This is a genomic window from Posidoniimonas polymericola (assembly GCF_007859935.1).
Taxonomy (GTDB): domain Bacteria; phylum Planctomycetota; class Planctomycetia; order Pirellulales; family Lacipirellulaceae; genus Posidoniimonas; species Posidoniimonas polymericola.
The window spans coordinates 99,302-113,693 of record NZ_SJPO01000009.1; the positions used below are offsets into that span (position 1 = coordinate 99,302).

The window sequence follows — 14,392 nt, forward strand, 5'->3', positions numbered from 1 at the left end:
CGGCCGACCCGCAGACCCGGCGACTTTTGTCCCTTGGTGCGCGCCAGCGCCGACAAAAGTGATGGCCATTGTTCCGCGTCGGAATCGCTCTACTGAATAGCAATCAAGCGTGCCAACAGAACCGCAACGACCGCCCTGATTGGACCACGGCGCGTGGATCTTTTCGACAAAAATGTCACCAGAAAGCGGCGATGCTCGCGGACGCAACTCCGCACAATGCATTCTGTTTGCCTACTCTCACAGCGTTGCTGTAACGCGAACCACAACGGCCGCGCACGGGCCACCAACCTGGGTGATCGCAAGGCAGCGGGACTACCCTAGCTACTTCAACTCGACACGCACGGTGTCGATCGCGCCGTCAAACGCGAACGGCCGCCGGTCGAAGTAGTCGAGCGACACGGTCGAGCCGAGGTCGACGCCGACGTCGAGGGTCTCGCTGGCGGAGAACGCGGCGGGGACCGTGCGGGCCAGCTTGGTCGAGCCGACCTCCTGCCCATCGACCAGCAGCCGCACCGTGCCCGGCTGGCCGGGGCCGTCGATCTGGGTGACGACCTTGATCGTGTGCCGCCCGGCGGTGAGCGGCTCGGCGCTCTCCGCAGCGTACTGCTCGATGATCAGCATGTTGTAGAGGTACTTGAGCCGGCCCTGGTCGAGGTACAGCGCCAGCCCGCCGCCGGATCCCCCCAGCGCGTACAGCACGCCGCTGGCGTTCTCGCCGACCTCGAGGCCGATGGTCACCTCGTTCGACTGCCGGCCCAGGCCGGGCGCGGTGAACTCGGGCATCCGCCGCGTGCTGCCGGTGAAGGTCCACTCGGTGTAGGGGGTCGTGATCCGGTCCTCGGGGTGCAGCCGCAGCCAGTTGCCGGCGCCGATCGGGAAGCCCTGGTTGTCCTCGGCGAGGGCCAGGAACGCCTGCTTCAGTTCGGCCAGCTTGTCGGGCATCGCCTCGGCAAGGTCGGTGGCCTGCGAGAAGTCCTCCCGGAGGTTGTACAGCTCCCACTGATCGTTGGCGGAGTCCCAGCCGGCGATCCGCGGCGCCGATGCGGCGGCGTTCCACGGGATGAACGGCCCGAACGTGCCGGCGAACCAGCCGTCCTGGTAGATGCCGCGGCTGCCGTTGTTGTCGAAGTACTGCGTCGACTTGGCAGGCTCGGCGTCGGCGTTGGCGAAGGTGTAGGCGAGGCTCGTGCCGTCGATCTCGATCTGCCGCTGGCCGTTGACTACCTCGGGCGGCGTGATGCCGAGCACCTCGTAGATCGTCGGAGCGATGTCGACCACGTGGTGGAACTGCGTCCGCATCGGCTTGCTGGGCTCAATCCCCTTGGGCCACGACACCACCAGCGGGTTCCGCGTGCCGCCGAAATGGGCAGCCACCAGCTTGGTTGACTTGAACGGCGTCGAGCCGGCCCACGCCCAGCCGGCGTGGTACATGTTGTCGGTCTTCGGCGTGCCCAGCGCGTCGAGCCCCCCCAGCCGCTCGAGCGCCGCCAGCTGCTGGTCGATCGTGTTGGGGATGTTGTTCTGCGCCAAGAGCTCGCTGACCGAGCCCTGCTGCCCCTCCGAACTGGAGCCGTTGTCACCCCACACGTAGAAGATCAGCGTGTTGTCTCGCAGCCCCCGCGCGGCGAGCCCGTCGACCAAACGGCCCACCTCGTGGTCGGTGTGCTCCACAAAGCCGGCGTACAGCTCCATGCCACGCCGCTGGAATGCCTGCTGCCGCTCGGGAATGTCGTCCCACGCCTGCATGGTCGGGTCGCGGGGGGTAAGCTTCGTGCCGGGCGGGATGACCCCCTCGGTGAGCTGCCGCCGGAACGTCCGCTCGCGGTAGGCGTCCCAGCCGTCGTCGAACTTGCCGCGGTACTTGTCGGCCCACTCCGGGAAGATATGGTGCGGCCCGTGCACGGCGCCGGTCGCCCAGTACATGAAGAACGGCTTGTCGGGCGCGAACGACTGCTTGTCGTCGAGCCAGCCGAGCGCCTTGTCGACCATGTCCACCGTCAGGTGGTAGTCCGGGTCGTCGTGCGGCGGCTCGACCGTGTCGTAGTTCTCGACCAGCCGCGGCTCCCACTGCGACGTCTCGCCGGCCAGGAAGCCGTAGAAGTACTCGAAACCGTAGCCGTTCGGCCAGCGGTCCTTGGGGCCAATCGAGGTGGTCTCGGTGGCGGGCGTGTTGTGCCACTTGCCGAACGCGGCCGTGTGGTAGCCGTAGTGCTTGAGCACCTCCGGGATGGTGGCTGCCGTCTTGGGGATGACCCCCGTGTAGCCGTCGAACGCGACCGCCCGCTCGGCGATCGTGCCCGAGCCGACCCGGGTGTGGTTGCGGCCGGTGAGCAGCGCCGCGCGGGTCGGCGAGCAGATCGAGGTGGTGTGGAAGCAGTTGTACCGGAGCCCCTCGTCGGCCAGCCGGCTGAGGGTCGGCGTGTGGACCTCGCCGCCGAACGTGTCGGCCACGCCGAAGCCGACGTCGTCGATCAGCACGATCAGGATGTTCGGCGCGTCGGCCGGCAGCCGCTGGGGCTCGGCGGGCCACTTCATGGTGGAGTCCTGCAGCCGCGGCTTGGCAACGCCTGCCATCGGCTGCGTCGGGAAGGGCAAGACCGAGCCGTCGGTAGGCGTCGTGTCGGCCGCCGGCGAGACGGAACCGATCAACAGAATCGCTGAACAGACAAGCGGCGCAATCCAGGAGCAAGAAGGGGGCATGGCGTGTTCCGTCGGCCGCGAACGCGGCTGTTCAAGGTCGGCGGGATCTAAAGAGGCTCGCCACTAGTATAGCAGACGTCCGCCGGCCGGGCGGGCAAACAAGGGCGTGTTTGCCGCCCGCAATTCGCCCGGCGGTTTGCTTAGCAGTCCGGTTCGCCCGCCGGCGTATCCCCCGACTGCAGGCCGGAGAGCGTTAGCGCCACCGCCATCAGCAGGAACGACGACAGCCACACACGGTAGCCGACCTGTAGCGAGTTGAACGCCGCTTCGCCGATCAAGCCGTAGATGCCGACGCCGCCGACCAGCACGCCGGCGGCGACAAAGCAACGCGGCCTCGCCCAGAACCGCCCGCGGCGGAAACGGCTGACGACGACCAACAACAGCGTCCCATGCATCACCGACGCCACGATCGACAGGAAATAGTAGCCCTGCACCGGGACAACGGTCCCAAACAGACTCAGCCCCAGACACTCGATGCCGGGCGCTCGATTGGTCGCCGGCAGGAACAGCGACACGAACCAGTTCACCACCGACGCCACAAACGGCACGAACGACAACAGGTCGGCGAGGCTCCAGCGGTAGGGTTTGGGAGCGGAGTCCATGCTGATGCCCTGGAGTGGCGAGCACTGCTCTTAGCCGGCTATCGCGGGCATGAGGACCAACGCCAAGAACCCCGCGAGGAAGCCCAGCGGAAGCGAGTCAGAAAGCCTATCGGGGCGTCTCGGCTCCCGGTGGAGGAACAAGGTCAGCCATCCAACGCAGGTGGCCCCCGGACCGATGATCGCGGCCCCCGTGAAGAGCGAGTAAATGACCGCCGCCGTCATCCGGTCGTGCCGGCCTTGGTAAATGAAAAATCCGACCACAAACCCGGCAGCGATCAACAGGAACGAAAAACCTATCGCCCCGATGCATGACCGCAGCACCGCGTCGGAGAACGGCCGCCGCTCGCCTCGGCCGTTGGGCAACTCCGGCAGACCGCTATCGATCTGCTGCGGCGATTGATAAGGGTTCTCCATGGCGACAACCTCTCCGAAATAGAGACGCGGTTGTTGGGGAACACTAATCGCCGCTAATGACTGCTACTCACAATCATTAGCGTTTATCAGTGTTCCCCCCACCTCACGCATCACAATCACACAGCACCCGCCACAGTTCTTCGAGCGCCTGCGGGATCACCCGTACGCCGGCGGTGGTGCTCATGAAGTTGTGGTCGCCGGTCCAGCGGGGGACGATGTGCCAGTGCAGGTGGCCCGGCACGCCGGCGCCGGCGATCTGGCCCAGGTTGAGCCCGATGTTGAAGCCCTGCGCAGTGAGCCGCTCGGCGAGCTGCTGCTTGGTCCGCGCGAGGGCGTGCATCAGCTCCAGGTGCTCCTCGTCGGTCAGCTCGGCGAGGTCCGCCACGTGCCGCAGCGGCGCAAGCAGCAGGTGGCCGTTGCTGTACGGGTAACGGTTCAAGACGCCCTGTGAGCACGCGCCGCGGTAGAACACCAGCAGCTGCTCGTTGACCGCGGGCTGGTCGTCGTAGTCGGCGGCCGCGCGGCACAGGAAGCAGTCGCGCTTGGCGCCGTCCCGCCAGGCGGTCGGCGTCGGCGGCGCGGGCTCGGCCTGCTTGCCCTTGATGTAGCTCAGCCGCCACGGCGCCCACAGGCGTTGCTCGTCCATGCTTGCTCGATATGGTTTGTTGGAGGCTCTAGGCCGCGAGTCGCAAAATGGGGACTGGCTCGAAGCGCGAGGAGGGTCGGAGCACGAGGTTCGCACGAATGCGTCGTGCCTGTCCCCTTTTTTCGACGGACCACCCCGTAAGGCTTCCGCTTGAAAAGGGGACAGGCACGCGACCGCGGTCGCGTCAAACCCTAGGCATCGATCCGCCGTGCGGTCGAGAGCCAGTCCCCATTTCAAGCTCACTTGCTTCGCCGCGATCTTCGTGCCTTCGTGCCTTCGTGCCTTCGTGGTTAGTCAGCCAGTGCCCAGTCACTTCGCCTTGACGCTCTTGAGCATCTCGAGGTAGGCCTCCTTGTGCTTGGCGACCACCTGCTCGGGGCCGACCAGCTTAAAGAAGTAGTTGCCGGAGTCCTTGGTCTCGACGATGGCGGCCAGCACGCGGTAGTCCTTCCGCTCTTCCTGCGGGCCGAACGGGCCGCGGGGGCTGTCCATGTAGTCGCCCGACAGGTCGACCCAGTGGGCCTTCATGCCGTTGGCGTCGAGTTCGTGCAGCTCGCCCGGCTTGCCTTCTTTGGGCCCTCCGTTCTTCGGCTCGTCGAGCCGGCTGAACTGGCCGACCCAGCGGCTAACGTTCTGCTCGATCGAGCCGCCCGAAGCCATCACCGTGAACCGGGCGGGGACGTCGAGCTCTTTGATCGCGACCGCAAACTCCTGCTCGATGATCCGGTTGCGGGGGGGCGCCTTCTTCCAGCTGGCGGGCGCCGCCATCGTGAGGTCGCCGTCGGCGAGCTCGACAATTGTTGGCTCTTGAGCAGCAGGCGCGTCGGCCACCGCGGCTTCCTGGGCCACGGCAGCGGCGGGCGACAACATCAGCGCGGCTGTAAGCAGAGAACGATAGGTCATCGTGCGGTGGCTCCGGTTGAGGGGGCGTCGGTTTGGCGGCGGGCGGCGTTGGGCGGCCGCCCTGCTCATCGTATCAGATTGGCCAATCGGCTTGGCGGACCGGTTTAGGGCCGGCTACTCGTTCATGCCGTCGTCGTTCATGGCGCCGTCACCCATTCCACCGTCATCCCTACCACCGTCGAACGGATCGCCCGGTTGGTCGCCCATTGGCTCGCCTGCCGCCGGTTCGACTTCGGCGGCGTCATCTTCGGCGACATTCGCCTCGGCTGCATTGTCCTCGGCTGGCGGGTCCATCGCCGAGCCGTCGGCTGCTGGCGCCGCGGCGGGCGGGCTGGCGGCGGGGAGCGGGTCGGCCGCTTTAGGGGGACGGTTCAGCACCACGATCAGTGCGACCGCGACACAGACCACCAGCAGCAGCAGGATGACCGACACGTACACCTGCCGCTTTGCCGCGCGGCGCCGTTTCTCGACGTACTTGCTCGCGGCCGATTCCTTCTTCTCCTCGGCCGACGCGGCAGGGGCCGGACCGGGGAACGCCGGCGGAGCCGCCAGCGGCAGTTCCGCCCGGGCGTCGGCCACGGGCCGCCACTCGGCCCAGCCGGTCCGCCAGACGTGCGCGTTGTCTTGCAGCAACCCCTCGGCTTGCCAGCGGGCGACCTCCTCGGCGGGCGAGGGGCCAAGCTGCTCGCCGGCGACGGTCTGCAGGTGCCACACCGCCTGTGGCTGCGGCTCGGGCGCCGGGGGTGGCGGGGGAGGGGAGGGCGGCCCCGCGGCGCCGGCGCCGGGCGCTGAGGGCGCCGGTTCGGCCGGCGGCGAAGCCTGCGATGCGGTGGACGGCGAAGCCTGCGGGGCGGCAGGCCGCACGGGCCGCGCCTTCGGGATCGCCTTGGGGATTGCCGCCGGCTTGGCGGGCTGCGGTGGCGGGGCCAGGATGCTCTCGCCCCGGGCGGAGGCCTCGGGGTCGAAGGCCGCAGCCGGCGATGGGTCCTTTGGCGCAGCTTGCGGCGAGCCTCGGTGCGCAGCCTCCGGCGCGGCCGCGGGACCGGAGTCCTGCGGTTGCGGGGTCGGGATCTGGACGCGGGCGTTGCACTCGGGGCAGATCCCGGTCTGGCCAGCAAGTTGCGTTTTCACGTGCAGCTTGTGGCCGTTCGGGCACTGAAAGCGGATTCCCATGGCGCCTGGGGCGGTGGTTGCAGAAGGGACGGAACTCCTTTGCCAGTATAACCCTGCACAACGGCGACCGGCGCCGGCGGGGCCGAAATCCCCATTGCCGGACCGGCTGGCGCGGTGCTACGGTTTAGAACGGCTAGGAAGACCAGGAATCCACGCCGGGCGCCGATCGATTGCTGGTGCCAGACGAAATGAATCCGTAGACTGGGAGTTGCGGACCTTCGCACGAAACGCGGGCGTGCCGCACCGACCAGCTGGGCCTTTGCCCTCACGCATGAATCGTGCGTGGACCTTTGATTCTTCCCCGAGACGACACAAGCATGGATCAATCACAAGAACCCGAAGGTCCCTTGGAGATCGCGATCGTCGGCGACCTGACCGACAACGAGAGCGACCTGACCGAGAAGCTGCTCGGCGTCGAGCCCGGGGGCGAGTGCCTGATCTACTTCGACTCGCCCGGCGGCAGCCCCTACTGCGCGATGAGCCTGATGACGCTCATCCGGATGCGGCGGATCCGCGCGACCGGCATCGTGACCGGCGAGTGCTCGTCCGCCGCGCTGTGGCCGTTCGCCGCCTGCGAGCGCCGCATCGTTACCCCGTACAGCGTGCTGCTGTTCCACCCCATGCGGTGGCAGAGCGAAGAGAACGTCGGCCTGTCCGAGGCGGCCGAGTGGGCCCGCCACTTCGGCCAGCTCGAGCGCGAGATGGACGACCTGCTCGGCGAGCTGTTCGGCGTGTCGCCGGAGCTGATGGCCAAGTGGATCAGCCCGGGACGCTACGTCTCGGGCGGCGAGGTCGCCGAGGCCGGCATGGCCGAGCTGGTCCGCTTCAACGACCTGCACAAGATCGGCGACATGTTCAACGCCGCCGAGTCCGACAACCACCCCCAATCCAACGGGCGGCTGAAGGCCCACATGCCGGCGGAGGACCGTCGAGCAAACTGAGCCGCCGCGTCAGGAGGTCAGGATGACCCGTTCTATGCTGCCGCCGGGCGCAAGAAGCCGCCGGGCTTGGTGGCGTCTGCTTGCTACGGCGCTCGTGCTGGCCGGCTGCGGCCCCGCCGAGCCCGACCTCGAGACCAAGGTGCTGCGGGCGGCCAAGCTCGAGGGCGCCGCCCGCTCCGACCTGCCCGAGCTGGCCGCCGCGATCGCAGCGATCCGCACCAACGAGGCGACGCCCACCGACCTCTCGGCGCCGCCGCCCGAACCGGCCGTCAACGCCGCCGCGGTGCTGGCCGACAAGCTCACCGACGCCGACCGGCTGCGGGTGATGCCGCAGCTCGACGAGCTGCTGCGGTTCGAACGCGGCGTCCCCTCGACCGAACAACTCCAGGCGGCCCACCGACTGCTGCGGGACGAGTCGGAGCTGCTCGAGCTCTGCAACCGGGCCGCCGAGCTGCCGCGGTGCGGGTCCGGGGTGAGGTTCGAGCGGGGCTTCTTCGACCGCTTCGGGATGCTCGACGACGCGACGCTCGCCGCGCGGATGCACCTGCTGGCGGCGCACGTCGCGATGCACGACGGCGAGCGCACCGCGATGCTCGATCAGCTCCGCCACGCCACACAGTGGATCCAGTGGCTGGCCCGCGAGCCGCGGCTCGAGGCGCGGGTGCAGGCGGCGTGGCTGCGGCTGCAGTGGTTCGCGGCGGTCTCGCTGGCGTTAGACCGCCCCGCCCCCGAACGCGACTACGTCGCGGTGTTCGACCAGATCCGCGCGCAGCTGAGGGCCTGGCCCCCCGACCGCGACGCGCTGGTCGGCGACCGCGCCCTGACGCTGCACGCCTACGAGTCGATCCGCCTGGGGATGATCGACCGCGTCATCACCGGCGACGAGAAGAAGCAGCTCGAGCGCGACGGCTGGCTCGCCAAGGTCAAGGCGATGGACCAGCGCTCGCTCGACCAGGACGAGCTGTTCTACCTGCGGGCGATGAACGAGATCATCGACCTGTCCGACAAGCCGTACCACCAGCGGGTCGAACCGCTGTCGGAGGTCCTCGCCCGGACCCGGCCCGACGCCGACGTCGACGACGCGCAGCCGCTGCCGCCGCTCGCGACGCGGCTGTTCCTGATCGGCCTGGGGGACGCCATCGAGCTGATCGCCCGCGACCGCGCGCTCGCCGAGGGGTGGTTGCTGACCGTGGCGAGCGCCGCCGGCTTCGACATGCCGCCGTACCGGACCAACCCGCTCAACAACCGGCCCTACGAGGCGACCCGCGACGCCGACGGCGTGGTGATGCAGCTGAACGACCTCAGCGTGCCCAACCCGCGGGTTGCGATCCCGCTGGACACCGGCATCGGGCCTTAGTGGGCCCCACGAAGCGGGCCCCTCATCGTTGGCTCAAAGTTCAACGCGGCGGTTACGTAGACAGCGGCGTGGGCGCCGCCCGCAGCCGCGACGCGACCTCCCGCGCCCGCGGTGCGGCGAGCTCGCCCGGCCCGACCGCCAGCGACAGCATCGCCCGGCGGATCACGCCCTTCTCCATAAACAGGTCGAACAGCCGCCAGCGCGACTCGCAGGCCGACGCTTCGAGCTCGGGAGCGGCGGCGGCGCCGAGGTCGCCGGGCTGGATGGTCTCGACCGCGGACCAGTCGCGCTCGGGCGAGGTGACCAGCGTGCCGAGGAACGCCGACTCGTCGAGCGGCGTCATCACCGCCGCGTCGAACCGAGACTCTACCTGGTAGACTGGGTGCGTGTCGAGCTTGTGTGTGCGGATCGAGACCACCAGGCTGATGTCGGTCTGAGCGGCTTCCTGCTCGCAGCGCCAGTAGACCTGCGTGTGGAACGGGAAGCCCTCGTGCGGGCCGTACTCGATCACGAGGTCGGCGCCACGGATATAGGCGTCTTGCACCCGTGGCGCGGGCTGACCGACCGGCGACCACGCCCAGAGCTTGGGCGAGGCCACAACGCCACCCTGGAGCGTGAGTTTCGCGCCGTCTTGCGGCGCGGTCGGGTTGAGGCAGAGCTGCAACGCGTCGTTAGTAAAGACGGCCTCTTCCGTGGTGAGCTGCCACACGTGGTTGTCGCTCCTCGGTTTCTATTTCCAGAGTTCGACTGCTGGAGTTCTGCTTATTGGGGAGCCCTCGACGGCGCTCTGCTGCCAGGCGGCAGCGCGACGCGGGTGGCGTGGGCGCAATAAAAAACCCCGCCGAACACCCGAGGGTGTTGCGACGGGGCCGGAACAGAGAAGAGGCCGTTGTGCTTACGCTGAGATATGAAAGGTATTAGGCAATCGCCTGCCGCAAATCTGCGGGGGTTCGTCCGTGACAGCCGGCCCCCTCTTCTCCATCAGAGATGATACCAGAACCGACCGAAATGTCCAGACTTTTGTCACTTCAAACTGGGGCGGGAATGTGCCAAACTGCTGTCAAAACGGCCTTAACTCTCGCCTGGGAAGGGTTTACGGAAAGAGCTGTTTTTGACTCCCCAAATCGCTCGCCGCGACAATTGCCGCCCCGAAGCTCCGAAAACGCCCCTCGCGGCGGCCCAATCGGAATTGTCGGCGGTCCTACCAATCCTGATCGCCCTGCCCAGCAGGGCTTATTCCCCGAGGGCACCTGTGGACGCGAATTTTTTCTCCGAGCTTGCAGCTGTGGCAAAGCAAGCAGGGCGCGCCGGCGGGCAGCGGCTGATGGAGCTCCGCGACTCGTTTGAGGTCTCGGAGAAGGGGAGCTTCGACTTCGTGACCAACGCCGACATCGCCTCGCAGAAGGCGGTTTTCGAGTGCATCAGCGACTCGTACCCCTACCATCTGCTGATGGGCGAGGAAGGCGACACGCACGGCCCCCCCGCCGACGACGAGTCAATTGTGTGGGTGGTCGACCCGCTGGACGGCACCACGAACTACCTGCACCAGTTCCCGTTTTTCGCGGTCTCGATCGCGGCGGTGCAGGCGTCGCGGCCGCGGGCGGCGTGCGTCTACGACCCGCTGCACGACGACTTCTACTGGGCCGCCGAAGGCGCCGGCGCCTGGCGCAATGAGGAACGGCTGCAGGTCAGCGGCGCCGAGCGGCTGAGCGACTCGCTGCTCTCGATGAGCCTGCCCCCGCAGGTGGCGAGCGACTCGCCCGACCTGCTTGACTTCTTGAACCTGGTGCGGGAGTGCCAGGCGATCCGCCGGACCGGCTCGGCCGCCATGAACCTGGCCCTGCTGGCCGCCGGCAAGATCGACGGCTACTGGGCCCGGCAGATCAAGCCGTGGGACGTCGCGGCGGGGGTTTTGCTGATCCAAGAGGCCGGTGGCGTCGTATCCAACCCAGTAGGCGATCCGTTCGACCTGTGGCAGGCAAATCTAACCGCGGCCTGCTCGGCGGGCGTTCACCATGAGCTGGTTTCTCACCTCAGCCGCTAGCGGATGCGACGGCTGCGACGGTTATCCGGCGGCCTTTTGTACGCCCGCTCCGCCAGGCGGGCCCAGGAGGCCCCTTCCGTTTTGAGGGCCTGGGGCCGCTCGGTAGGATAGGTAGCTGAGGGCGTCTACCTGCATGGCGGGGCGCCCGCGGTGCGTCTCACCCTTCGGCTCTTCTTTGATGTCCAGCGTCCCAGCCTCAGCCCCGCCGCCAACCGTGCTCCGCCGAGCCGCGGCGGCCGCCTGCGCGACGCTGCTGCTATTGCTGGCGATCGGCAGTCAGGTAGCGGCCCAACCCGAAGCTGAGACCACCCCCGCAACCGACGCCCCCGCGGCATCCCCCCAAGCCAGCGACCCCGGGCTCACTGCGCCGCCGCCCGCCGGCCCCGACACCACCATCTGGATCAACGACGCCGGCGCGCCACGCCCGGTCGTCGGGGTCAGCTACGACGAGTTCGCCAAGGCGTGGCGGGCCTACCAGCAGGGCGACGAGTCGCCGGCCGGGCCGCGGTACACCCTGACCCGCGTCAGCGCCGATGGCCGCCAGGTGAACGGCCACGCGGCGATCGATGTCACGATCGAGCTGACCCTCCACACCGACGGCCGCGTCGAGGCCCCGATCGGCTTTAACGGCGCGGTGCTCGACCAGCTCCCAACCGGCCTCGGCGCGGACGACACCTTTGGCTACTCCGAGCAAGCCGAGGCCTACACGGTCGCGCTCTCCGGGGGCGGCAAGCGGACGCTGAAGCTGTCGCTCTTGGCGCCGATCCGCACGACCGGCCAGGTGAACGAACTCTCGCTCTCGCTCCCCAGGGCGACCGTGTCGGAGCTTGGGCTGCAGCTCAACGGCCGCGCGACCGACGTGCTGCCGCTCGACGACGCGCTGTTGTCGGTCGACCAGACCGACGCCGGCGCCCGGCTCTCCGTGACCGGCGGCGTTGGCCGCCTGCGGCTGCGGTGGCGGAGCCCCGACCAGGCGCAGGCCGCCGCCCAGTCCGTGCTCGACGCCGAGGGCGAGGTCCTCTGCGTTGTCGACGGCGGCGGCGTCAAGTCGACCACGCGGCTCAGCGTGCGGAGCTACGGCGGCGAGTTCGAACGCTTCACTGTCCGGCTGCCGCGCGGGGCCAGGCTGGTGCGGGCCGAGGGGGCCGAGAACACCCTCGCGCGCATCGAACAGAGCGCCGACAGCAAGACCTGCTCGGTGCTGCTCCCTGAGAAGACGGCCGGGCCGGTCTCGGTCGAGCTGATCACCGAGCAGCCGATCGGGGGTGGCGGCGTAGGGAGCGAACCGCCCAACGGCTCGAGCGTCGACCTGGCGGGCTTCGAGGTGATCGGCGCCGTGCGCCAGGGGGGCTACCAGGCGATCGTCGTCGACGAAGACACCCAGCTGCGGTGGGGCGACCTCCGCGGCGCGCGACGGGTCGCGGTCGAGGAGCTGCCGCCGTCGCTGTCGGCGGCGGGCGTGGCCCACGCGGTCCGCTTCTTCCGCGGCGACTGCCGCATCCCGATTGAGGTCAGCCAGCGCGAGACCCGCATCCAGGTCTCGCCCAGCTACCACCTCGAGATCCTGCCCGACGTCGCGCTGCTGCACGTCACGACCCGCTACCAGATTATCGGCGCGCCGGTGCTCGACTTCAGCTACAACCTCAACGACTGGACCCAGCTCACCGCCGACCCGATCGAGCCCGCCGAGCTGATCGACTCCAGCTCCTACGGGCAGTGGGACGAGGGCGTGCTCGACATCCCGCTGACCCGCCCGCAGGCCGGCAACCTGACGGTCAGCTTCCACGCCCGCAAGCAGGAGCTGCTGCCGGATGGTTCGGCCTTCAGCTTCGTGCTGCCGCAGCCGCGGCGGCCGGCGCCGTTCACGCTCGACCGGCGGCAGCTGCGGGTCACGGTCGACCCGAGCCTGCGGCTGTCGATCGACCCCAGCACCTTCGAGACCCTCGAGCCGGCGCCCGCGACCAACGACCAAGCGGCCGCCGACGGCGGCGGGCAGACCTTCGAGTTCCGCGACGACGCCTACGCCCTGCTGCCGGGCCAGCCGATGCGGCTGGTCGGGAAGATCACCCGCCGCGCGGGCGAGCTGCACTCGCACGCCGCCAAGACCGACGTCACGCTCTACTCGGAGTCGGCGTCAGTCCTGCAGCAGTTCGACCTGGAGGTCCGCAAGCAGCCGCTCGACCAGATCGCGTTCACGCTGCCCAAGGAGCTGCCGGTCGATACTGAGCTGGCCTTCGAGCTCGAGACCGCGTCGCGCTCCGCCAACGACGCGCCGGAGACCACCCTCTACGAAAAGCTTGACGCGACCGTTGACCCCACGACGCGGCGGGTCAACGTTAGACTGCCGCGTCCCTGGCTCGGTGCGCTCAACCTGAACGTCTACTACTCGCTCGACCAGGGCGCCGACAGCATCGCCGCCGGCCGCGCGATGAGCCTGCCGCTGCTGACCCCGCGCGGCGTGCCGCGGATCTCGTTCGACGCGGCCGTCTACGCGCCGGGCGAGGCCGAGCTCAAACTCGACGCGGCGTCCGCGGGCTGGGACGTCGACGAGTCGGCCGCCGGACGCCTCAAGGTCCGCGGGACGAGGGCCTCGGGGACGCTACGCGTGTCGACCGCGCCGCAGCGCAGGCTCCTCGAGGCGCAGCCGATCGTGACCCGAGTGCTGCGGCAGAGCTGGCGGCGGGGGTCGACCCTGCAGCAGCGTTCGGCCTGGCAGGTCGTCGGCGCTGGCGGCGAGGTGCGGCTGAAGCTGCCCACCGGCGTCGACCCGGCTTCGGTGCTGTTCCATGTCGACGGCGTCCGCGCCCCGCTGCCCGAGCCCCGGGACAACGGCGAGCTGCGTATCGCGTTGCCGGCGGACCTGACTGGCGATGGGGGGGCGCACACCATCGAGGCCCGCCGGGTCGACCGCCTGTCGTCGGAGAGCGGCGGCAGGATGACGCTCCGCCCACTTCAGCTGCTGGGGGACGACAGCCAAGCGTTCTGCTACTGGCAGGTGATCCTGCCGAGCGACCGCTGGCTGGTGGGGGCCCCGAAGGACCTGCGACCGGCGTGGCGTGTCGGCTGGTCCCGCGGCCGGCTCCGCCGGCTGCCGGCCAAGAACGCGGACGACCTCGAAAACTGGGTCGGCGCGTCGCACCAGAACCTCCCGCTCGCCGACAGCGAGCACGCCTACTTGTACTCGGCGCTCTCCCTCCCGACGGGGCAGTGGCGGACCACGACCGTCGACCAGAAGCTGGCCGCCCTCGCGGCGTCCATCGGCGTGCTGGCGGTCGGCCTGCTGGCGGTCTACGCCCCGGTCCGCATCCGCTACACCGTGGTGGGCGCGGCCTGCGTGCTGGTGCTGCTGGCCGGCTACTGGCGGCCGGCCGATCTGGCCCTGGCCGCGCAGGCGGGGGCGCTCGGGCTGGTCGCGATGTTCGCCGGCTGGATCGCGATGCTCACCCTCGCGCCGCGCAAGAGGCCGCTCGTTAGCCTATCGGACGACTCGACCTCCATCCGCCGCTCGACCGCCGGGCACTCGCCCCAGCTGAGCGTGGCGGGCGGCGCCGTTTCGACCAACGCGCAGACGGTCTCGCTCGAGACCTCCAAACCCCTCTCCTGAACCCGCGT

At 69.0% G+C, this 14,392-nt stretch carries 11 protein-coding genes; 4 read left to right on the forward strand and 7 right to left on the reverse strand.

Translation table 11 applies throughout. The features are described 5' to 3' along the window. Nucleotides 1-321: 321 nt before the first annotated feature. From Pla123a_RS17850 to Pla123a_RS17875, 6 genes are all read right to left on the reverse strand, one after another. Nucleotides 322-2,700, reverse strand: coding sequence for an arylsulfatase (locus Pla123a_RS17850; protein WP_197528081.1), 2,379 nt, complete (start codon nucleotides 2,698-2,700; stop codon nucleotides 322-324). A 140-nt stretch (nucleotides 2,701-2,840) separates the two neighbouring features. Continuing rightward, entirely contained in the window at nucleotides 2,841-3,302 is a 462-nt protein-coding gene (locus tag Pla123a_RS17855; RefSeq protein ID WP_146589470.1) for a hypothetical protein, read from the reverse strand. A 30-nt stretch (nucleotides 3,303-3,332) separates the two neighbouring features. Continuing rightward, nucleotides 3,333-3,716 (reverse strand): hypothetical protein, encoded by a 384-nt coding sequence (locus Pla123a_RS17860; RefSeq protein WP_146589472.1) that lies wholly within the window; start codon nucleotides 3,714-3,716, stop codon nucleotides 3,333-3,335. A gap of 103 nt (nucleotides 3,717-3,819) precedes the next feature. Further along, nucleotides 3,820-4,362: an HIT family protein gene (locus tag Pla123a_RS17865; protein WP_146589474.1), complete on the reverse strand. Its 543-nt coding sequence runs from the start codon at nucleotides 4,360-4,362 to the stop codon at nucleotides 3,820-3,822. A gap of 309 nt (nucleotides 4,363-4,671) precedes the next feature. Next, a complete protein-coding gene (locus Pla123a_RS17870) occupies nucleotides 4,672-5,265 on the reverse strand; it encodes a hypothetical protein (RefSeq protein WP_146589476.1) in 594 nt (197 codons plus the stop codon). A gap of 114 nt (nucleotides 5,266-5,379) precedes the next feature. After that, on the reverse strand, nucleotides 5,380-6,438 hold the full coding sequence (locus tag Pla123a_RS17875) for a DUF4339 domain-containing protein (protein ID WP_146589478.1): 1,059 nt from the start codon (nucleotides 6,436-6,438) through the stop codon (nucleotides 5,380-5,382). 317 nt (nucleotides 6,439-6,755) lie between these two features. Here Pla123a_RS17875 and Pla123a_RS17880 point away from each other — a divergent pair, with 317 nt between their 5' ends. Both Pla123a_RS17880 and Pla123a_RS17885 read left to right on the forward strand, forming a co-directional pair. Further along, complete coding sequence (locus Pla123a_RS17880) at nucleotides 6,756-7,379, forward strand: ATP-dependent Clp protease proteolytic subunit (RefSeq protein ID WP_146589480.1); 624 nt, start codon at nucleotides 6,756-6,758, stop codon at nucleotides 7,377-7,379. 22 nt (nucleotides 7,380-7,401) lie between these two features. Further along, the gene (locus Pla123a_RS17885) at nucleotides 7,402-8,736 is read left to right on the forward strand and encodes a hypothetical protein (RefSeq protein ID WP_146589482.1); all 1,335 of its coding nucleotides are present in this window, start codon (nucleotides 7,402-7,404) and stop codon (nucleotides 8,734-8,736) included. A 52-nt stretch (nucleotides 8,737-8,788) separates the two neighbouring features. On the opposite strand, the gene Pla123a_RS17890 is transcribed toward Pla123a_RS17885, so the two are convergent. Next, complete coding sequence (locus Pla123a_RS17890) at nucleotides 8,789-9,445, reverse strand: hypothetical protein (RefSeq protein ID WP_146589484.1); 657 nt, start codon at nucleotides 9,443-9,445, stop codon at nucleotides 8,789-8,791. Between the two features lie 576 nt (nucleotides 9,446-10,021). On the opposite strand from Pla123a_RS17890, the gene Pla123a_RS17895 reads away from it, so the two are divergent. Beyond that, nucleotides 10,022-10,780, forward strand: coding sequence for an inositol monophosphatase family protein (locus tag Pla123a_RS17895; RefSeq protein WP_197528082.1), 759 nt, complete (start codon nucleotides 10,022-10,024; stop codon nucleotides 10,778-10,780). Nucleotides 10,781-10,958: 178 nt separating this feature from the next. After that, complete coding sequence (locus Pla123a_RS17900) at nucleotides 10,959-14,384, forward strand: hypothetical protein (protein WP_146589488.1); 3,426 nt, start codon at nucleotides 10,959-10,961, stop codon at nucleotides 14,382-14,384. The last annotated feature ends 8 nt before the right edge of the window (nucleotides 14,385-14,392 follow it).